The sequence below is a fragment of the Paenibacillus sp. MMS18-CY102 genome (assembly GCF_009789195.1).
Classification (GTDB): domain Bacteria; phylum Bacillota; class Bacilli; order Paenibacillales; family Paenibacillaceae; genus Paenibacillus_T.
Genome location: NZ_WSTC01000014.1, coordinates 1 through 20,519, shown reverse-complemented (window position 1 = coordinate 20,519; position 20,519 = coordinate 1). Strand labels below are relative to the sequence as shown.

20 protein-coding genes, 2 pseudogenes and 1 riboswitch are annotated in these 20,519 nt (G+C 48.7%); of the genes and pseudogenes, 6 read left to right on the top strand and 16 right to left on the bottom strand.

All coding sequences use genetic code 11. From position 1 onward, the window contains the following. Positions 1-76: 76 nt before the first annotated feature. Positions 77-1,012: a ketopantoate reductase family protein gene (locus tag GON22_RS11980; RefSeq protein ID WP_160396334.1), complete on the bottom strand. Its 936-nt coding sequence runs from the start codon at positions 1,010-1,012 to the stop codon at positions 77-79. 200 nt (positions 1,013-1,212) lie between these two features. Further along, a riboswitch (purine riboswitch) is annotated at positions 1,213-1,312 on the top strand. 50 nt (positions 1,313-1,362) lie between these two features. On the opposite strand from GON22_RS11980, the gene ade reads away from it, so the two are divergent. Then, entirely contained in the window at positions 1,363-3,120 is a 1,758-nt protein-coding gene (ade, locus tag GON22_RS11975) for an adenine deaminase (RefSeq protein ID WP_160396333.1), read from the top strand. Positions 3,121-3,246: 126 nt separating this feature from the next. On the opposite strand, the pseudogene GON22_RS11970 reads toward ade, so the two are convergent. The 3 genes and pseudogenes from GON22_RS11970 to GON22_RS11960 all read right to left on the bottom strand — a co-directional run. Beyond that, positions 3,247-3,408: pseudogene (locus tag GON22_RS11970) on the bottom strand (GNAT family N-acetyltransferase); the annotation flags it as partial. A 14-nt stretch (positions 3,409-3,422) separates the two neighbouring features. Next, a complete protein-coding gene (locus GON22_RS11965; protein WP_160396332.1) occupies positions 3,423-4,040 on the bottom strand; it encodes a glycerol-3-phosphate acyltransferase in 618 nt (205 codons plus the stop codon). Next, the gene (locus GON22_RS11960) at positions 4,037-5,152 is read right to left on the bottom strand and encodes a glycosyltransferase family 2 protein (protein ID WP_160396331.1); all 1,116 of its coding nucleotides are present in this window, start codon (positions 5,150-5,152) and stop codon (positions 4,037-4,039) included. Before GON22_RS11960 ends, GON22_RS11965 begins: the two co-directional genes overlap by 4 nt. A 150-nt stretch (positions 5,153-5,302) precedes the next feature. Between GON22_RS11960 and GON22_RS11955 the strand changes: the two genes are divergently transcribed. After that, positions 5,303-6,388, top strand: coding sequence for a glycosyltransferase family 4 protein (locus GON22_RS11955; protein WP_160396330.1), 1,086 nt, complete (start codon positions 5,303-5,305; stop codon positions 6,386-6,388). Positions 6,389-6,669: 281 nt separating this feature from the next. On the opposite strand, the gene GON22_RS11950 is transcribed toward GON22_RS11955, so the two are convergent. The 4 genes from GON22_RS11950 to greA form a co-directional block, all read right to left on the bottom strand. Beyond that, on the bottom strand, positions 6,670-7,542 hold the full coding sequence (locus GON22_RS11950; RefSeq protein WP_160396329.1) for an RNA polymerase sigma-70 factor: 873 nt from the start codon (positions 7,540-7,542) through the stop codon (positions 6,670-6,672). A 49-nt stretch (positions 7,543-7,591) separates the two neighbouring features. Continuing rightward, complete coding sequence (locus GON22_RS11945) at positions 7,592-8,779, bottom strand: NAD(P)/FAD-dependent oxidoreductase (protein WP_160396328.1); 1,188 nt, start codon at positions 8,777-8,779, stop codon at positions 7,592-7,594. Positions 8,780-8,923: 144 nt separating this feature from the next. Continuing rightward, positions 8,924-9,751 carry a hypothetical protein gene (locus tag GON22_RS11940; protein WP_160396327.1) on the bottom strand — a complete coding sequence of 276 codons (828 nt, stop codon included), beginning with the start codon at positions 9,749-9,751 and terminating at the stop codon, positions 8,924-8,926. 169 nt (positions 9,752-9,920) lie between these two features. Then, positions 9,921-10,397, bottom strand: coding sequence for a transcription elongation factor GreA (gene greA, locus GON22_RS11935; protein ID WP_160396326.1), 477 nt, complete (start codon positions 10,395-10,397; stop codon positions 9,921-9,923). Between the two features lie 310 nt (positions 10,398-10,707). On the opposite strand from greA, the gene GON22_RS11930 reads away from it, so the two are divergent. Genes GON22_RS11930 through GON22_RS11920 form a run of 3 tightly spaced genes read left to right on the top strand, consistent with a single transcriptional unit; the run spans position 10,708 to position 14,701 of the window. Beyond that, positions 10,708-12,309, top strand: coding sequence for a spore germination protein (locus GON22_RS11930; protein ID WP_160396325.1), 1,602 nt, complete (start codon positions 10,708-10,710; stop codon positions 12,307-12,309). Between the two features lie 30 nt (positions 12,310-12,339). Further along, positions 12,340-13,563 carry a Ger(x)C family spore germination protein gene (locus GON22_RS11925; protein WP_160396324.1) on the top strand — a complete coding sequence of 408 codons (1,224 nt, stop codon included), beginning with the start codon at positions 12,340-12,342 and terminating at the stop codon, positions 13,561-13,563. Positions 13,564-13,582: 19 nt separating this feature from the next. Continuing rightward, the gene (locus tag GON22_RS11920; protein ID WP_160396323.1) at positions 13,583-14,701 is read left to right on the top strand and encodes a GerAB/ArcD/ProY family transporter; all 1,119 of its coding nucleotides are present in this window, start codon (positions 13,583-13,585) and stop codon (positions 14,699-14,701) included. Here GON22_RS11920 and GON22_RS11915 read toward each other — a convergent pair. Next, on the bottom strand, positions 14,648-14,941 hold the full coding sequence (locus GON22_RS11915) for a hypothetical protein (RefSeq protein ID WP_160396322.1): 294 nt from the start codon (positions 14,939-14,941) through the stop codon (positions 14,648-14,650). The two genes, GON22_RS11920 and GON22_RS11915, sit on opposite strands and share 54 nt — an antisense overlap. A 179-nt stretch (positions 14,942-15,120) precedes the next feature. Further along, positions 15,121-15,885 (bottom strand): SDR family NAD(P)-dependent oxidoreductase, encoded by a 765-nt coding sequence (locus tag GON22_RS11910; RefSeq protein WP_160396321.1) that lies wholly within the window; start codon positions 15,883-15,885, stop codon positions 15,121-15,123. 121 nt (positions 15,886-16,006) lie between these two features. On the opposite strand from GON22_RS11910, the gene GON22_RS11905 reads away from it, so the two are divergent. After that, positions 16,007-16,420 (top strand): MerR family transcriptional regulator, encoded by a 414-nt coding sequence (locus tag GON22_RS11905; RefSeq protein ID WP_160396320.1) that lies wholly within the window; start codon positions 16,007-16,009, stop codon positions 16,418-16,420. Positions 16,421-16,627: 207 nt separating this feature from the next. On the opposite strand, the gene GON22_RS11900 is transcribed toward GON22_RS11905, so the two are convergent. From GON22_RS11900 to GON22_RS26045, 6 genes and pseudogenes are all read right to left on the bottom strand, one after another. Next, positions 16,628-17,071 (bottom strand): hypothetical protein, encoded by a 444-nt coding sequence (locus tag GON22_RS11900; RefSeq protein ID WP_160396319.1) that lies wholly within the window; start codon positions 17,069-17,071, stop codon positions 16,628-16,630. A gap of 16 nt (positions 17,072-17,087) precedes the next feature. Then, positions 17,088-18,044, bottom strand: coding sequence for a polymorphic toxin-type HINT domain-containing protein (locus tag GON22_RS26760; RefSeq protein WP_442954372.1), 957 nt, complete (start codon positions 18,042-18,044; stop codon positions 17,088-17,090). A 165-nt stretch (positions 18,045-18,209) separates the two neighbouring features. Beyond that, a pseudogene (locus GON22_RS26755) lies at positions 18,210-18,299 on the bottom strand (hypothetical protein); the annotation flags it as partial. 215 nt (positions 18,300-18,514) lie between these two features. After that, positions 18,515-19,252 (bottom strand): HTH domain-containing protein, encoded by a 738-nt coding sequence (locus GON22_RS11885; RefSeq protein ID WP_202113207.1) that lies wholly within the window; start codon positions 19,250-19,252, stop codon positions 18,515-18,517. A gap of 119 nt (positions 19,253-19,371) precedes the next feature. Next, positions 19,372-19,638, bottom strand: a complete 267-nt coding sequence (locus tag GON22_RS11880) for a hypothetical protein (RefSeq protein ID WP_160396318.1) — start codon at positions 19,636-19,638, stop codon at positions 19,372-19,374. Positions 19,639-19,641: 3 nt separating this feature from the next. Next, positions 19,642-20,519: polymorphic toxin-type HINT domain-containing protein (locus tag GON22_RS26045; RefSeq protein WP_237179127.1), on the bottom strand; the 878-nt coding region annotated here is incomplete at its 5' end.

The following is a 20,519-nucleotide window of genomic DNA, read 5'->3' as shown; positions in this document are numbered from 1 at the left end:
CAATGCGCATGGGATCGCTAACCAAGAAAAGGGAAAGCGCCTCCGCATGCCGCGGCTGCACTCTCCCTTTTTGCAATCAGCTATGCATGTTCTGCATCGCGTTTAGCCGCGGTGTAGAAACGCCATTGCGCTTAGCGATCTTCATCAAGTCCTGATAAATCATTTTATTTTCTTCTGCGCCCTTATGCAGCTTAAAGATGGTCGCTTGCGGCTTATTGATTTTCATTACGAGCCAGAACGCAAACGCAGCAATCCAAGAAGGCAAATAGAAGGCTTTCGCATCCGAAAACGATCGCACATCTACCCCTCTAGACCTCGTAACCTCAAGCGCTTCCCGAATAAAGAAAATGCCTTGCCGAATGCGGGGAATGCTCGATAGAAATCTCGAATCTCCCCCAGCCTTCAAGATCCCGTTGCTAATGCCGGCATTCAGGGAAAAATGTTTCCACTGCCAATGCAGCACATTGCCAGGATGAATCGTTTGAAGCCCAATGCCATTAAACAGCTCTGCAAGCTTCAGGAGGCGGGGTGTAACCTCCCCGTTAATCTCCGCGATATGAAGGCGATTCATGAGCACGCCGTCTAGCTCCGTGCCATCTGCATCCCTGAAGCCCCCGCCCCCTGAAGGAAATCCCCATAGAAACTTATCCGAAGGAATATACGGCGTGACCAACGAGAAATCTGACCAGATATGATTGAAAAACAAAATGTCAGCCTTTCCCGTTTTGCCTGCAAGCTCAGAGAGCACACTTTCCAATTGATAATGCCGTACACTAACGACAATCAAATCGAATTCGTCCATATTCGGCAACTCGCTTACACAGGCCAATGCGTACTGGCCGCTCGTCACTTTGTTTTTGTTCCGGCCATCCAGCAGGTGAATCTTCATGCCATTCTTTAGCTTATCCATGCGGGAAGGCCGCACATAATGGACGACATCATGCCCTTTCTGTTTCAACGCATACCCGTATATCGCACTAATAACGCCAGCCCCAACAAACAAAATCCTCATCCATAAGCCTCCATTAATGAAATACTGCTAGATCCACTTGTAAAATCATACATGAATTTACATCTTAATTCACTAAAATTTTATTAAATATTTTCTTAATTTCCATGTTTATATAAATTAATTAATTAAAGTTCGGTTTTCCTAAAGCGCCTGCGCAATGCCTTTTCCATTCTCCCCCTTCTTGCGCAGGGATGCCGCCTCCCTTACACTTGTATGAATGGCGTATAACTTTGGCGATAAGGGCCGAAGGTCTCTACCGGGAACCGTAAAATCCCGATTACTGCATGCTTATTGCGCATGCCGGTAATCGGGATTTTTTAATTTGCATAAAGAAAGGGAACAATTGGCATATGAGCAGAGTAGAGCAGCTATTCAAACGGATTCAAGTCGCTGGCAAGAAAGCACCCGCCGATCTAGTCATTAAGAATGGAACAATCGTTAACGTGTTTACTGGAGAACTGATGAAAGGAAATATAGCAGTCATCGACGGCATGATTGCCGGCATTGGCGCTTATGAGGATGGCAAACAGACCGTAGACGCGGCTGGCCAATGGATCGTTCCTGGCTTAATCGATGGGCATGTTCACATTGAAAGCTCGATGCTGACACCGCCGCAATTTGCCCGTGTTGCCGTGCAGCACGGCGTAACGACTGTCGTTACTGACCCGCATGAAATCGGCAACGTCATGGGAACCGATGGCATCCAATATATGTTGGAGCAATCTCGCGACCAACCCATCGATATTTTTACCAATCTCCCATCCTGCGTGCCATGCACCCCCTACGAGACGAGCGGTGCGCGTTTGGGTGCGAACGATTTGCGCCCATTCTACTTTAACGATAATGTGCTTGGCCTTGCTGAGGTGATGGACTTCCCCGCCTTGGCTTCGGCCGATTCGGAACTGCTGCATAAGCTCGCAGACGCGATCGAGTTAGACGCACATATCGACGGGCATGCGGCTGGCATCCCACGTGAGCAGCTCAATCTCTACATGGCGGCTGGCATCCGTACGGACCATGAAAGCATCAACGCCGAAGAAGCCAGGCATCGCCTCGATCTGGGCATGTATCTCATGATTCGGGAAGGCACCGTCGCCAAAGACTTGCAAGCAATCCTGCCCGCCATTACGCCGCGCAATTCGCGCCGCTGCTTATTCGTCACCGACGATAAATTGATTGATGACTTAGTCGAGGAAGGGAGCGTCGACCACATCGTTCGGCTTGCCATCCTGTCCGGGCTTGACCCCATCACCGCCATTCAGATGGCGACCATCAATGCAGCGGAATGCTTTGGCCTTCGCGACCGTGGCGCAATTGCACCGGGCTATATCGCGGATTTCGTGATCGTGGATGACCTGAATCAACTGGCTATCCGCCAAGTGTTCAAGCACGGCCGTTGTGCGTATGCGGATGGCCAATTGCAGGAGTGCACATTCCGGGAGGAAACGGCTCGCGATAACACCATCACGACATCCGCACGGATCAATGACAACGTAAAGCCGCTTACAGCAGCAGAACTTCAAATCAAGCCAACGTCCAGCATGTGCAACATTATCGGGATTATTCCGAATTCGCTCGTAACCAACCATATTAAAGCTCCCGTGAAGCTGGATGGAACAAGCTGTTTCGTTGCCTCAGCAGATCAGGATTACATGAAGCTTGCAGTCGTCGAGCGGCATCATGGCACGGGCAATATCGGGCTTGGCATCGTTCAGGGGTTTGGATTCGCCAAAGGCGCAATCGTCTCTACCGTTGCGCATGATTCGCACAATATCATTTGTGCTGGCGTATCCGACGCGGATATGATCGACGCGATCGCGCATGTGACGGCTACGAATGGCGGCTTGGCTGTCGTCGCAGACGGTGAAGTGCTTGCTTCCCTGTCGCTGCCGATCGGCGGCTTGATGTCGAATCTTGGCTACCATGATGTGTATAAGCAAATGAAAGAGCTAAATCACGCACTTCGCGCCATCGGGGCTCCCGAACATTTTAACCCGTTCCTGACGCTATCGTTCCTCGCGCTTCCGGTCATTCCGCAGCTTAAGCTGACGGATTTGGGCCTATTCGACTTCGCAGCCAACTCGCATATCGGCATTGAAGCCGAATAAGAGGATACAACAAAGACAAGCCAGACGTTATCGCATTGGCTTGTCTTCTTTCAATTTTTAATAAGAAAACCCGAGCCTTTTTCAATCCCATTCGAGTCCGCCCACGCGATGGATGCTAACCGAAACAATGATCTGTTCAAAACCCGATGGATCAATATACGCTTCGCCTTGTTCCCGATCTAAATATTCCGTCTCGCCATCGATCTGCAAACGTAATTTAGACAATTGTTCTGCATCCTCGTTATTCGCCGATCTAATCCTGTAATTCGTCCCATTAACGAAATCAATCGCATTGCGCCCTGCTAATCGTTTACGCTTCGTTTGCGCAGCCAGCCTAACAACTCCGCGCGGTGGGTAATGGCGAGTATCGCCCAATTGCCAAGCCATATGAGCCGAGTGGCGGAATCGAACGGCCGCACCGCTAAATATACGCCAAGCAGCAGCATGCCACCGACGACCTGCAGCGCATCTGCTCTTGGCGATGATGTCCCCCTCCCAGAACCAAGCCAGCGGTTTGCCACCGACAGGATCGCCAGCAATACCGCATATACGAGTGAAACCTCGAATGCCGTCAGCGCACTCCATACACCGAAGGTGACCGCGATCGCTTTGCCGCCTTTGCCCCGCAGGAAAGGGGAGAACGCATGGCCCGCAATCGGCGCAATCGCCAGCGGCACGCGCTCATATCCATCACCGAACCCGATCCCAATAATGAATAGGAGGGGTACATACCCTTTGGCAAAATCGAGCAATACACCTGCTATGCCTAGCTTATACCCGGCAGCTTTCCACAAATTTAACGCACCTGGATTGCCGTCGCCTACTGCTTTCAAATTTTTGCGGCTTACAAGCCCTAACCAGTAAGAAAACATAAGCGACCCCGCTAGAAACAGGACAGCCGTCCATCCGATGACGATCATTCGCCTCTGCCTCCTACCCGCACCAGCCTGCCCTTCCACCGGACATGCCCAACGACCACAACTTGATATAGCGAGTACAACATAACGGCGATGAAGAAGAGTGTTGAGATGACATGGAGCACGGGGATGGCAATGCCGAACCGGCCAACATATCGCATAAAATAAAATAGCTGTGCCATATACAAGCCATAGCCGATTAGCATCGGGACTGCCCATGATGTGTGTGTAACTAGAATCCCAACATTCGATGCCAACAAGCCAATGACCCAGATTGCGATCAGGATCGTCGTCCATGGCCTGAGCGTTGCCGTGCTTAGGACTGCCCCCTTGCTAAAGCCTTCAATCTCGCTGCGAATGCCGCTTGGATACATTCGGAACGAAACGAGCCCATGACCGATAAAATTCGTGACGGGAATGCTCGCTGCCATAAATTTTGACCCGATCAACAGATCATCAAGCACCTCGGACTTTACGCTGGCATGCCCGTTAATCCGCTCGTAATCTTCCCGCAATGCGATGATGCAAGATCCATACAGCCCTTTTCTCGGGTTATGCCGTTCGAACATCGACGTGAAAGCGAATATCCCCAGCATGTTCAAGATTAACGCAAGCTTCTCGTACATCCGCTCCGCATGGTGATAGGGTACGACGGAAATCACCCCTTTGAACCGCTCCCTTACATGCAGCAATGATGCCAAGGCATGAGGCTGCAATCGAATGTCCGCATCCAAAAAAACGAGCACATCGCCCGCCGCGTGCAAATAACCGTTCCACACCGCCCAGCTCTTCCCGGTCCAGCCCTCTGGCAATGCGCTATTCACGATCACTCGAACGCCATACTGTTGTGCGATTGCTCTCGTTTGGTCCTCTGAGAAATCATCCACCACAATAATTTCATAGGGAGGGGCACTCTGCGCTTGAAGCGATTCGAGCAAGACCGGCAAGTTCTGCTCTTCATTGCGAGCCGGAATGATAACAGACACCTTGCGTGGAGACAGGCCTGTGTGCGCCACGCTCTCCGAATTTGGCAAGATGGGCACGGTGTTCTTCCTGAACAAAATAAAGCCGGATAAGCATCCTGTGATGATGAAACCGAGCACAATCATCCACATCGTCCAATCCCCCCTCTCCTATCGATATATATGAGGGTTGGCGTGCCGCCATCTCTTTTTTCGTTTGCCAATCATCCAATCGGGCGTTACGAATTCCGAATAGAATAGAGCGCAGAAGTTCAACTACTACTTCAAGGGCGTGCTGAGCGGATGAAAATGCTATTTATCTTTTCCGTCCCTAGCGGCGGTGTCGAGACGATGAACCGATTACGATGCCAGGCGCTTAGGCAAATCGGAATTGAGGGCCATTTGCTCTATTTGCAGGATGGTGCCGGCCGGCAAAACATTACCGATATCCCGTTGTTTATTACGAATCGTGACGAGGACCTTGCCAATTTGCTGCGAACGCATCAATATGCTGCAATTGTCTCGACTTGCGATCACATCATGTTGCAAAGGCTGAGAGGGCTCGGCTACACGGGCCCGCTTCTCTATGAAGCGCAAGGCCTGGGAACGAAGGAGCAAGCGTTCTCTACATTATCGAACGCCGCTTATTTTATCCGTCTGTATGCCAATGGCGCCATTACGAACAAGACCGCCCACTTAATGGAGCTCTATAATGCGTACCTTCATGATTTTCCGCGCTTCTATATTCAAAATATCGTCGATACGAATCTTTTCCGCCACCAGCCGATTCCCGCCTTGAATCCGACAGGGCAGCCGATTCTCGCCTGGATTGGCCGAATTGAGCGCAACAAGAATTGGAAGCTATTCTTGCAGGTTGGCTCCGGGCTTGCGCGTTTTTATCCTGGGCTTAGCTTGTGGATGTGCGGAGACTCCTCGATCTATGAAGCTGACGAGTTGGTGCAATTCCATAACATGGTTCACAAGCTGAACTTGGGCAATCGGCTTACCTTCCACTCCAACATTCCGCACAGCTCGATGCCCTTCTATCTCTCCACGGTCGGCAGCTCAGGCGGCATGCTCGTCTCTACCTCGGACAACGAAAGTTTTGGTTACGCGGCATCCGAAGCGCTTAGCTGCCGTTGCCCCGTGCTGTCAACGGATTCCGATGGCATTCGCAGCGCCATTATTCACAACGTCACAGGCAAGTTTTTCTCTGGCGCCGTTCACGATGCCGTCTGCCATGCCATTGAACTGATGGAAAACAAGGCGATGCGGGCAGACATCATCAGGCAAGGTGAGCAGCATATTCAAACACAGTTTTCCCCTTCGCGCTACGTGGCGGATTTCAATAACGTTCTAATTGCCATGCAAATAAAAACAATCTCTTAGCCAGGCATTCATACAGCCGCGAATCTGAAAACGAAATGTTCGGCTTTACAGCGATCGATATGCCGCCGGTAGCAGACATCTAATCCGGCCAAATCCAATACACTGCAGAAATTTACACGAACGCTGCCGCAACCGATATTTTCAACAATATCCAAGCTCGCAACTTTAGCGGAATTGCTGGGGCAGGCAACTTTACGGGATAATCCTAGATCCTTAAAAACATCAAAAACCCACATCGGGGGATGTGGGTTTTTGCGTCATGTTGCGATACTTCTATGAGGCTACTGGAGATGCGCCAGCTTATCCGGGTTCCGAACGATATACATCTCTTGCATCAACCCTTGTTTTTCTTGCAGGAAAATGACATTCGTCACGCTTCCGCCCTCTCGCATCACAACGGCGATTTGGCCATTTATTGGCACCAGTTCGATCGCTAGATCAACTACAAGCTCCTGCTGACCTTTGCGTATAATGCCAAGCAAGAATCGTGCCACACGCTCTTTCGATACGATCGGTTGAATCGCAGCGAGCACTTTGCCGCCGCCATCGGATACAACGACAGAATCATCGGCAAGAAGCTCAAGCACGGTTTCCACATTTCCTTGCGAGAGCGCCGCTAGAAAATGTTGAATCCATTCTTCCCCCACAGTTCCTGCCCCGGCCAGCTCCTCTTCGGACACGCCCATCTTGCCTCGAGCCCGGCTCATCAGCTTACGGCAGTTCGCCTCACTCTTATCGATTAGCCCTGCAATGGCGGGGTAATCGAAGCCCAGCGCTTCCCTCAGGACAAAGACAGCCCGCTCGGAGGGTGTCAATCGTTCCAATAACGCCAACAACGCATAAGAGAGCAGGTCATTACGGACGACAGCTTCGAACGCATCATCTTCCGTAGGCGTTAGAAAAGGCTCAGGCAGCCATGGCCCAACGTATTGCTCCCGGCGTGTCTTCGCTGACCGGAGGTGATCCAAGCAACGGTTCGTTACCATTTTGCACAGATACGCTTTCGGTTCCGATAATTGGCTCACCTGCACGTTCACATTCTGCAGCTTCACGAACACATCCTGCACCGCATCTTCGGCATCCGACACGGATCCGGTTAATTGATAGGCGAGCCGGAAAAGAAGGCTCTTATACCGTTCATACAATTCGATCATTACATGCACCGCCCTCTATCATCACTGGCACCAAACTGATCCTTCCTGTTCATCCCTTCAGCATACTGGCGGCATCCCATACGTAGTTTTTGATTCGATATGCCAGCTTGCCTGTAATGATCATATCAAGCCCCCACTTATGCGTCCATAGAAGCCCGCGGCCAGGGCCGAGACCAATGCAGAACAAATCCGTCACTGCTTTATGGGAAGGAGCCGGTTGTCCCGATTGGTCTGCCCGGATGATTTTGCCTAAACGCTGAGCCTGAGGGACAGCTTCCTTGCAAGTCATCTGATCCGCCTTCCCGCTCACGGGGTCTACGATATGCGCACAATCGCCGATGCTGTACACATTCGTTAATCCTTGTACCCGGTAGCATTCATCCACGATAATCTGTCCAGCCTCCGTGAGCGGCAGTGGCATATTGCGTAGAGCAGGATTCGGCACGAGGCCGAGCGTCCAGACGGTTAACCCAACAGGCAGCGGAGCACCCTCAACGAAGAAGAGCCGCCCTCCGTCTTCGCGCAAAACCTGGCATGAATGGTGAACAGCTACTCCGCATGCAGCCAATTCCCGATCCAGCTTGCGGCTCGCCTTCGGCGCCCCCTCCATAAATAGCCGCGGCTGCTTATTCAACAGATGTACGCGAACACGCGACGGGTCAAGCCCTAGTCTCGCCGCTTCGGCTTTCATCGCATAGGCGAGTTCAGCCGCTGTCTCGATACCCGTAATTCCCGCACCAACGACTGCGGCAGCCATCAACTGGTCCCTTTTCGCTACGGATGCTTCAGCTGTGGCTTGCTTCATATTGGCCTGCCACTGCGCCCGAATGCGTTCTGCCGCTCCTACATCGCTTAATGCAAACCCGCCCTGCTCTGGCAACGGCTTGCGAGCGCTGCTCCCTGCCGCAATTACGAGCACATCATAAGCAAGCTGCTGCTCATTGCCATCGGGATCCAGATAGTGCAAGCTTTTGTTCGTGCCATCGACATTCGTTACTTCGCCTTGCACGAACTGAACGCTCTCCGGCAGGATCTGCCGCCAAGGAACGCCGATGCCTGCCTCGTCTACCGCCGGCCGGAACAACAACACCTTCCGCACATGATGCTGTGCTTTGTCTACGAGGACAAGCCGCCATTGCTGGCTGCCCTCCGAGCTTTTGTACCATTGCTCTATCGCTTTGATCGCGTGTATGCCCGCATAGCCCCCGCCCCATACGACACAAATTTGTTCTTTCATTCGTATCCACTCCTTCTTTGCGCATTTGCACATAGAACGGGGAAGGGGCTTTTTTTGTGACAACGAGGTTTTAGCATGCAAAAAAACCGCCATATTAGCGTGGCGGTTTGCGGAGCGAGATATGGAAGCTTAAGCCGATCGGCTTTAAGCGCTTGTTGCTTCTGATTGTGCATCTGCTCCTGCTTGTATGCATGCCACTTTCTCAGCCCGTTCGGCAAGCGTCATTCGCGGACAGACGAAGCATTTCTCGCCGTCCTTCCGGCTATCGTAGTAACAGCAGGCCGAACGCATGACCCATTGCTCACCCGGCTCGTAAGGGTTATCGATATAACGAAGCTCCCACTTGAACGGATTCCGCCTCCGGTTGAATACATCAGGCGCAACCTCTTCAGACAGCAGGTTAAAATGATGCGTAAACCGCTCAGCAACTTCCGGGGGCAGCTGCATATTTTGCACAAAATCCCGCACCATGCCGGTAATCCCGCCGAACTGCTGCCAGATCATCTCCGCCTTTGCGTTCGCCGCCTCCGCAATCGCCTCTACGGCTGGCGTCACGCTGGCGGACAAAAACTTGCGCCAATCGGCCAAAACAAACCCATCCCCATTGCCGGCAGGCATGTCCTGCACGCGCACTTCTTTGATGCGATAGCCCAGATGAGGATGCCCATGCCCTTCCTCATAATCGATCTGCAGCATCACATTGTCCAGCGACAGGTCGATTACCTTATCATACATCGCAAGGAAAATCAGCTTCGTAATGCACAGATGGCTAAGGGACGTGCCGAAAAACGAACCCGGCAGCTTCCGGCCATTCGCCTGCACAGCTTCGCCCGTCTTCTCCATCATTTCCACAAGCCGAGCGGAGTTGAAAAATTCCGTTCCAGCCATTTCATCCAATAAATGATCCACGCCCTCAGGCGAAATATGTAAATAAGTTTTCACCAATGAAAAATCGTATGCGCTCACCGTCATGTCATCGCCCCTATTTGATAATGATTATCATTATAAGCATCATACCATATCCGCTGATGGCCGACAATTTTACACTTCTTTTTCATTGTACGATTTGCAATGGCACGTCCGGCACTGGACTGTACAAAAAAGAGCGCAGGCCCAATCCCCTGCACTCTCCTTCCTTACATTAAATCGCAATATTCAATACTTTGTAGCTAATTAAACCGGATGGCGCGGTTACTGTGATCTCGCTGCCAACCTTTTTGCCCATGAGCTCTTTGCCTAGCGGGCTCTCGTAGGACAACTTATTGTTCGCGATATCAGCTTCGGCAGGACCGACAATCGTGTAAACGACTTCTTCGTCGAACTCGACATCATGAAGTGTAACTGTGAATCCTACTTGCACTTCGGTTGCTTCAAGCTGCTCTGCTTTCACGATCCGAGCGTGTTTAAACATTTGTTCCAGCGTCTTAATTCTCGTCTCAACGAACGATTGGTCGTTCTTCGCGGAATGGTATTCGCTATTTTCCTTAAGATCGCCATAGCTGATCGCGACTTTCAGGCGCTCCGCAAGTTCCTTGCGCGTGGTCGTCTTAAGCTCCTCGAGCTCCGCCATTAATTTGTCATAGCCCTCTTGCGTCAATATCACTTCTTCTTTCGCCATCGTGACAACTCCCTATCCCATTTATCTAAAAGAACGTTCCGTCGTTCATCGCTAGTTCCATGCGTTGCGATTTGCCGAACCCGTACTAACCAGTATACCACTAATAAACACATTTCTGATAAAAAGAAGCCAAATCCGCTTCGCTCGGCTTCTTTTGCGCTGCTGAAACCGGCTGAGTTGCCACAATGCTGTGACGTTGCACCTTACATTTTATAAAGAAAACCAATCTACATAGGTAAAAAAAGGACAAGTAACACATACTAACCAAACACGGCATGCATAGTGACATGCAGTCTGAGGAGGTGCGAATGTGAGGAAGGTACGAAGAGCTTTGTTCAGCAATGGCGGTGCCAGCGGCGGCGGCGCTAACAGCATCGGCAGCCAGAATGGATCTCCTAGCCGGGCCGCCCCACCTGTTCAACTGGATACGGATCTAGAAGCGAACATTAGCCGAATTCGCTCCGATCTGGCATCAAGCCCTGACTTAATCGTGCGCAAATTCACTTTACAAACCGGACAAAAGCTTCCTGTAGCGGCGATTTATCTGGATTCGATTATCAATAAAGAACTAGTCAACGAGTTCGTCATGAAGTCGCTAATGTCCCCTTTTTTGCCGGAAATGCCTGACGGCGATGGGTCTCCAGAAGCTGCTTTTCAATACATCTGCGACAATGCGCTGGCAATCGGCCAAATCGAAGTGATAGACAACTGGACGAGCATGCTCCTTGAACTATTGACAGGCAAGACGATTGTGCTTGTCAACGGATGGGATCAATGCATCTGCGGCAATACGATTGGGGGAGAAACAAGGGCGGTAACCGAAGCAAGCACTCAAGTCGTCATCCGCGGGCCAAAGGACAGCTTTACCGAAGCGATTGCGACGAACATTGCGCTTGTGCGGCGCCGAATCCGGAGCCCCAAGTTTGGGTTCGAAACGATCAAGATCGGTGCAGTCACACAGACGAGCGTCGCAATGCTGTACATCGAAGGGATAGCGAAGGACGAGATCGTACAAGAGGTCAGGACACGCCTTGGCAAAATCAATACCGATGCGATCCTGGAGTCAGGTTATATCGAGGAATTTATCGAAGACAATTGGAATTCGCCTTTTCCTACTGTATTCAATACAGAAAGGCCCGACGTCATTGCCGCGAACCTGCTAGAAGGGCGTATTGCGATTTTGGTCGATGGAACGCCGTTCGCCTTGGTCGTGCCTACCATATTTGCGCAATTTTTCGCGGCTGCTGAAGACTATTATCAACGGTACGATATCGGAACTTTTATCCGCTTGCTTCGTTACGTAGCATTCGTTATCTCCCTATTTGGACCAGCTTTCTACATTGCCTTGACTACTTTCCATCAGGAAATGCTGCCAACGGCGCTTCTGATCAATCTGTCAGGTTCTAGAGAAGGCGTGCCATTTCCTGCGATTATTGAAGCATTTTCTATGGAAATCAGCTTCGAAATCCTACGGGAAGCAGGCGTTCGAATGCCACGGGCGGTCGGACAGACGGTATCCATCGTCGGCGCTCTCGTGCTGGGAGAGGCAGCAGTCCAAGCAGGCATCGTATCTCCGATTATGGTCATCGTTGTTGCCATTACCGCCATCGCGAACTTCTCGATTCCGGCTTACAACATGGCCATCACAGCAAGGTTGCTCCGTTTTCTGTTCATGCTTGCGGCTGGGTTTCTAGGCTTCTATGGCATCGTGCTTGGCATGATCATGATGATTGGGCATATGAATGCGCTGCGCTCGATTGGCGTATCGTTCCTATCGCCGCTTGTCCCGCTTAAATACAAACAGATGAAAGATATTTTCGTACGGCTCCCGCACTGGAGCATTCGAGACCGGCCAGACGATACCGCAGAAGACACCGTTCGGATGCCGCCAGGACAACAGCCACAACAATAATCTCATGAATCAGACAGGAGGCGCTGGCATATGAAGCGAGTTAGACGATTAGCAAAGCTTGTTCTAGCAGCATTAGTACTCGCCTCCACCTTCTTCTTGACAGGCTGCTGGAACAGCAGGGAACTGAATTCACTTGCAGTCGTAACCGCCATGGCAATCGACAAAGCGGAACACTCCGATGAATACGAGCTTTCTTTTCAAGTCGTCATGCCCGGCGAGCTGTCGAGTTCAGGCAAAAGCGGCAATGGGTATGCGCCATTTTCCATTTATAGCGTACGGTCCAATACGTTGTTTGAAGGCATTCGCAAAGCGTCTAAACAAGTTCCTAGGCAACTGTTTTTCTCCCATGTGCAAGTCGTCGTTCTTGGCGAACGGATCGCGAAATCAGGAATTAAAGAAATATTCGATTTTTTCGAACGCTCACATGAGGTTCGGTTAACGTCTATGCTGCTCGTTGCCAAAGGAACATCGCCCAGCAAACTAATCAGCGCAATCGTCCCGCTATCGCCGCTGGAAGCAGAAGCGCTTCTGGGCGCCAGCGAGGTGTCCTCGCGAATTTGGTCCGAATCGCCCATCATCGGCATTGATGACACCATTCGCAAGCTCATTAATCCGGGTGCGGAACCCTCGATCAGCGGAGTGAAAATCGTGGGAGATGACGAGCATGTTGGCAAAAAACAAAATTTAGAGCAGACCCGCCCTCCCTATCATCTTGAAGTATCCGGGGTTGCAGTGTTTCGAGAGGGGAAGCTTGCAGGGTGGCTGGAAAATGAAAAAGCAAGAGGATACATGCTCGTCGCGAATCGAACGAAAAGTACAGTCTTGAATTTGCCATGCGAAGGAAAGCCTGATGGTGTAGCGCTCGAGGTGATCAAAAGCAAAACGAAAACGGATGTCTCGATCAAAAATGGGCGAGTTAACGTTAAAATACACGTCATGTCGGAAGGTAACGTAGCCGAAGTGAAATGTGGGATTCCGTTAGGAAAACTGAGTGTGCTAACCCAGTTGGAGCAGGAATGGGGCGAAGAGACGAAAGCGAATATGATGGCCGCGATCCGCCAAGCGCAAACGTTCCAAGCCGATGTGTTCGGCTTCGGCATTATTTTGCAGCGTACCCATCCCAAGCAGTGGAAGCAGTACGAAGAGACATGGGGCGAAACTTTTGCAGAGGCAGAAGTGAGCATTGCCTTCGAGGGACAGATTCAACGGGCAGGCATGAGGGGCAAATCGTTGTTAGAGAAAGAGAAATCCTAATAGCTAGGAGGAAGCTTGCATGAAACGCCCACTAGAGTATTTTGGCCCCTTGCATCTGTTCGCATGGGTTACTTTGTTTGAGCTAGGATCAGCCGTCGTCATTCCGGTCGGCATGGAAGCGAAGCAGGATGCCTGGATCGTCATTTTGTGCGGATGCCTTATTGGCATAACCTTCTTCGTATGCGTACATGGGACACTGTATCACATGTATCCAGACCTTCCATTGACGGGGTATTTGCGCAAGATCATCGGTCCTGTTCCCGGTTGGATCCTTGGCTTTGCCTATCTCCTTTATTTCATCTATATTGCAGGACGCAACACGCGCGATTTCATCGATTTGCTGGCTGCCGCCGCCTATGATTCCACACCAATGTTTGCGCTAGCAGTCTTCATTATCATCGTCGTCGGCTATTTGATCCGCCTCGGAATCGAAGTATTCGGGCGAACCGCTTTCGTCTTCTTCCTGCTATGTTGCGCGATGTTTCTATTTATCGTCTCACTGGTCGCATTCTCGGATTTATCGGACCGCCATCGCATGCTTCCGATTTTGGGCAATGGCTTCAAGCCCGTCTGGAAAGCATTATTTCCGACGAATCTTACATTTCCCTTTGGCGAAATGGTCGTAATGACCATGTTCTTGCCTTACTTGACCAAAAAAGTGAACATCGCCGTTCCAGTCGCGATCGGCGCAATGGCGTTAAGCGCCATCTTATTGTGCTTTGCAACTTTCGTGAATATATCGGTCCTTGGCATTGAGATCGCCTCAAGGGCGACATTCCCTCTCTTCACTTCCTTGAGCCGTCTGCGCCTTGCTGAATTCATTCAGCGGATGGATTCGCTTGTTCTGTTCTTGCTTGTCATCACGAGTTTTTTCAAAATCGGCACGTTCATGTTCGCTGCCATATTGGCAGCCCGCGATTTGTTCCGAATGGATAACTACAAGACGTTAGTTACGCCCATCGGGTTAATCGTATTGTTCACCTCGCTCACTATCGCCGGCAACCTAACCGAGCACTTGAATGAGGGGCTTAAGCTTGTACCTTATTATCTCCATTTGCCGCTGCAATTCGGAATCCCGATGCTCCTATTGCTGATCGGATGGATTCGACGAGGGCGGCGTCCCTCCGCTCCCGCTTAATGATTGATGCATGCGTTTCAGCAGGCCCGAGACCAGCGCGGCCAATGGCTTCCGGAACAAGATAATGATGAGTATGGCCAAAACAACTGCCTCAATTGGGTCCAGCATCAGATAAGGGAACAGTAAGTTACGTTTGATTCGGTACGGTGGAAGCTGTTGAATGATGTCTAAGGCAATATCCAACGAAACGCTGCATGCGAAAAGAAGAGCAAACACCATGTACCTTTTCGTAAATTTCATGTAAGGGCACCTGCTTCCCAGAGTTGGTTAATGATCGTATTGTGTCCCAAATTCCGAATGAATTTCCTAGGATGCCGAGCGAGAATCAAAAAAAACCGCAGGAGAGCCACTTTTGCTTCGTGTGGCCATCTAGCGGTTCGGTGTGGGGGAGTTGTGGGAACGTCCCCGTTACGTGAAGCTTACAGAAACATGCCGCCGGATGCTTCGATCCGCTGCGCGTTCACCCAGCCCATCTCATCCGAGCATAGCGATGCTACGACACCGCCGATGTCATCCGCTTCGCCTGCTCTGCCAAGTGCTGTGATCGAGCCGATATACTCGCGCATCTCTTGGCTCGCTTTCAAGGAGCCGCCGCCAAAATCGGTCGCGATTGCGCCAGGCGCGATTACATTCACGCGAATGCCGTGAGGGCCAAGCTCCTTCGCTAAATAGCGAGTCAGCACTTCAATTGCACCCTTCATCGCCGCATACGCGCTATAGCCTGGAAGCGAGAATCGTGCGAGTCCCGTCGAAACGTTCACAATTCCGCCTTGATCGGCCAGCAGCGGAAGCAGCTTTTGCGTTAAGAAATAAACGCCCTTAAAATGCACGTTCATCAAGCTATCGAACTGCTCCTCCGTCGTGCTGGCGAATGGTGTATTGATTCCGAAGCCCGCATTGTTGATTAGAAAATCGAAGCTCGTCCGATTCCAGTTGGCTTGCAGCACTTCGGTAAGCCGCGCCGCAAAATCATCGAATGAGGATACTAAGCCTGCATCGAGCTGCAAGGCTGCCGCGCGATTGCCCATCGCTGTGATCTCGCTTACGGCAGCATCCGCTTGGTCCTTCTGGCTGTGATACGTTACGATGACATCGAGTCCTTTATTTGCTAAAGCCAGCGCCGTATTCCGGCCTAGTCCACGGCTTCCTCCGGTTACTAATGCAATTTTTGTGCTTGTATTCATGGCAAGATCTCCTTTAATGTATGGGTTAACCACTGAGGTTGATTATGTTCGTCGGTGGCTTAATTCGAGGTTATCACTTCGAGTTCACTCTAAGTCAAGCACGAAATGGGGATTATTTTATATGGCCTATACGATCAATGAAGCTGCCCAACAATTCGGTCTCACTGCACACACCTTACGCTTTTATGACAAAGAGGGGCTGCTGCCCTTCGTCTCCCGCAACGCATCCGGCAACCGCGTATTCTCCGACGCCGATATGAATTGGCTTAAGTTAATATGCTGCTTGAAGGATACCGGTATGCCCATCAAAGAAATTAAGCAATACTGCGATTGGAGCAAGCTAGGCAGCTCGACGATCGAGGAACGCAAGGCGCTGCTTGCCTCGCATCGGGAGGAAGTGCTGAAGGAGATTGAAGCGTTGAAGGCGAATGCGGAGCTGCTTACGGCGAAGATTGCATTTTATGAGGATCCAGGGAATGTTGCGTTGGTGGATGAGTTGGCTAGTCGGGGAAAAGAAAAGACCCTAAGGAATTAATTCCCTAGGGTCTTTGATTAATAATCATGTCGTACTGTTTAATCCCCTCACGGCAAATTCTATGCCCCTTTGACCCGCGCAACAGAATGATTTCTTTTCCCTTCACTCAATCTCTAATATTCATTGCAGTTCCTCCTCAAATTCAAAATGAAGTGCATAAGAAAGCCTTAGATTGTCCACAACTCCAAGGCTAGGCGCGTAACAAAATTACGAAGAAACTATTTTCTCTAGTTCAACAATATCATCGTTGTTTATTTGGAAATCTTTATTCTTAATAACTTTGAGAACGCGTCTTGATACGTTAAGGATCGTATGTCTTAGAACATTACCATCAACATCGATAGTGTTGAGAACTTCTTCACCACTTGAAGTTCTTTTTACAAACATCAATGTTACCTTCTCACTGTCTTCGCTCTTCGTCCCCCGGATATTAAAAGGTCCATCCATAAAACTAAAATTAGCAGTAGCCCCTACAGAGGATGTAGCAAGTAAATCTGCGGATTTATTCCACCAAGTTAAAATAACAACGATAAAATCGCTCCAATTTACAGCAGGAAAGAAAGTGTCCTTTACTTGAAAATAAAGTTCTCCTGTTATCGCACCATACTTACTTATTTCAATCTTATCTTCATTAAAAATGATCTTGACCAAAATATCTCACCCTTTCTTAATTGATTGGGTATGCTGTCTCTATAGTATTTGTTTTTGTATTCACCCACATTTCAACCTGTACACCATTTGCTTCCCCTCTAACTAAGACACGGTCTCCTTGGGTTTGTACTTTACTTCCATTTTTATATGCTTCACGTACAGTCTTTTCAATTTGGGACTCGCTCATATTAGATGGGAAGATAGTTTTCCCTCCACTCTGTTTAGCGCGCGAACCTCCAGCAGTATGACCCGAAGTTATATGGTCCATATCGATATTAATTGACTTATAAGATGGTAAATTGATTGGCTTACATGCATTATGAGTCCATATTCCAAGGTTTGAAACGAAATATGTGTGGAAATCATTAACCATAAAGTTATAGACAGTCTTATGTTCCTTCTTAACTTCAATCTTCTCAATGGCTAATTCCTTGCCATCAGAAGTTGTGAGAACATAGCCTACAACAAGGTCTTTGGACTTGATCCAACCTTTGTTGACAATCCAGAACGGATGCTCTTCGGTTGTTGTAATGATTTCGCCGCCAACAGTAATATTATACGTTTCCTCAACATCACGTTGGAAGAGCCACTCGACTTCCTTGTAAGCCATCTCGCCTGTCTCATCATCTTTGGCTAGGACTTTGTCACCTACTTCAATTTCCTCGATAGGTTTCTCCCCTTCGTCTGTGAGAACCTTCGTTCCCGCAGTAAAACAATCACAGCCGGACCGTCCTGATGCAGGTTTACCCGCAACCGCCCCACCTTTGTAACCAATACTAGCAACATATCCACTACCATTCCATGTTGAATTATACAATGCGGGCATTCCCCCACCTGGGGTTGCCAGAACATAAGTATTATAAAATTCTTTCTCACTAATCCCCATCTGCCAGAACGTTTGATAATTCCAATCTCTCTTAGCGTAATATAATATTTTTCCATGTTGAAAATTCCCTCTAATTTGACCATTCACTATATAAGGCATGGAATCAGATTGGTAATCACTTATAAAATATCCATCCGAGTTGGGAGCGCACTCGCCTGCATGAGTATTTCTCCCGTCCTTTGATACACAAAAGTGACCGCTAGGATCAACGTTAACTAACGGATTACTATGCACATACGTATACTGATTTAAGCTCAGCGGGTTATTTATATCACCTTCATACGTATCCTCGCTAATAAACCGCCTATCATTCGGGTCATAATACCTTGCTCTTAAATAAATAAGCCCAGACTCGTCATCATAATTTCCCCAGTATACTGGAATGGATTGGACATCTGTTCCGTTTGGGTGATGATTTTTCCCCAGATGTCATAATAATATCTGTTCAGCAGCGCCCCTGAGCTACCTCTAATCTCAGAGTCAGTTTCAATCGCTACGCTAAGTCAAAAGAAAAGCCACATGCAAGTTTGTTACACTCGCATATGGCATCATGTTACTTAATCAATTGGAATAGGCTTAAGTGTAGTATCTTCAGACCCCTTGAGGTTGTAAGCCGTGTCATATTCATGTTTTAGTATCATTTTAATGGAACGCGAGCCTTTCTTGAACCCTCTGCGATGAAAGGCTTTCTTAATAAGCGCGCCGGATTGTTCGTCTTTTCGCGCACGTTCTTCGCGTTTAGGGGCAGATAAAAGATAGTTGTAAAAGCCTGAGCGTGATACGTCAAGCAGTTCGCAAAGATAGCCCGTCTTGCGTCCAAAACCTTGATTAATCGCACCTTGGATGAATTCGAACCGTTCGCTCTTATTTAGGTTTTCTCCGTTTGCTAACAGCCTCCTTTCGCTCCTGTCTAACTTTTTTACGTATTCCAGTTGTGCTTCTAGCAGCCTGTTCTTCGCTTCTTGTTTGGCAATAATCTCATCGGGTGATAACGTTTGTTTCAACGGGCGCAAGGCTGCTTCTTTGCGTGAGTCCGCCAGTCCGATTATTCCGTCTCTGTCATAGGCTTTTTTCCAACGGTCCGCACTTTGCTCGACTCGTTTGATCCCGAGCATCTCCATGTCAAAGCCATTCGCTTCAAAAATCTCTCGAGGAGTTCTTCCTAATAAATATTGATCGATGAATCGGCGTTTGAACTCATCTGCATAGGTGATTGATTTCTCACTGACCCGCAAAACATTTGGATTATTCGCCAAAAGTACACGTTCATTTTCATTAAAGAGCTTCTTGCTCATATTCTCGCCCCCACTGTTGAATCTAGTATACAAAAAACAGGTACCCACACGCTAAACACTTTTTTTTAAGTGTCCAGTGTATGGGTACCAGTATAAGCCGCTCGAACCTTACATGTTTATTAATGTGTGCCGTTGAAATCCATATTTTTATCTAGTTCGTCTAGATTAACGGATTCAATTTTTTCATCATCGTCAAGTTCTCCAAGTACAGCGAGTAATCTTAAATCCTTCCCGGGAGTACCTAACAATAGTGCTTTAGAATAAAATGTTCCTAGCCCCATCTTTTTTGCTAAAAATTCGGTTAAAATCTCTAAAATATCATCCTGATTGTACTTAATACATTTTATCTCTTGAGGTTTTGATGTATTTGTTTTCTTCTTAACCATTTTTTAATTACCACTCCAATTCTGTTCATATTTTTGCGCTTTTTTCAAAGCAGCATTGATTTGTTCATTTCCTCTAAGTGAATTAGGTAATCTATTACCATTAGCATCAAGGAATTCGCCTTTTTCCGAATTGTAGAAATATTTCGTATCATTTACTTTTACATGAATATTAACTTGACCAGAGCCACCCTTTTCAACATCCATACTAATTGTGTAGCCCTTAACTTTTGTATTTTGCATAACACGAACATTGTTCATGCCCCCACTACAACTTGTGTTATGAACCCAAATCCCAAGACCACTAACAAAATACGTATGGAACTCATCAACCGTCATGTTGTAAACCGTGACATGCTTTTGTTCTAATTCGATGCTGTCAATTTTGAGTGTATTCCCATCGCTCTGAACAAGCAAGTCGCCAACCTTGAGGTCTTTTACGAATGTCCACCCTTTGTCTTTTACATAGAATGGATGGTTAAAGGTCGATTCTATTGTCTGACCGCCCACTTGGATGCTATATATTTCATCCGTTTCATGGTTGAACGTAGCCGTAACCTCTTTATACGCTACTTCTCCAGTCTCTTCATCCTTCGAGAGAACCTTATCTCCGACTTCAATGTCTTCGATATTCTTCTCCCCTTCGTCTGTCTGAATCTTCGTACCTGCTGTAAAACAGTCACAGCCTCCTTTACCTGACGCCGCTGTACCATTAAAACGATAAGTTCCAGTATACCCATTCCACCCATAAGTTGGAGTGGATACCGAACCCTTCGGAACCCCAATCACATAATTATCATAAAAATACTTTTTGTCAACAAATTGCCAGAATGTTTGATGCGTCTTATCATTCCAATAAATTGGTGCTAAAGTTTGATGATCTT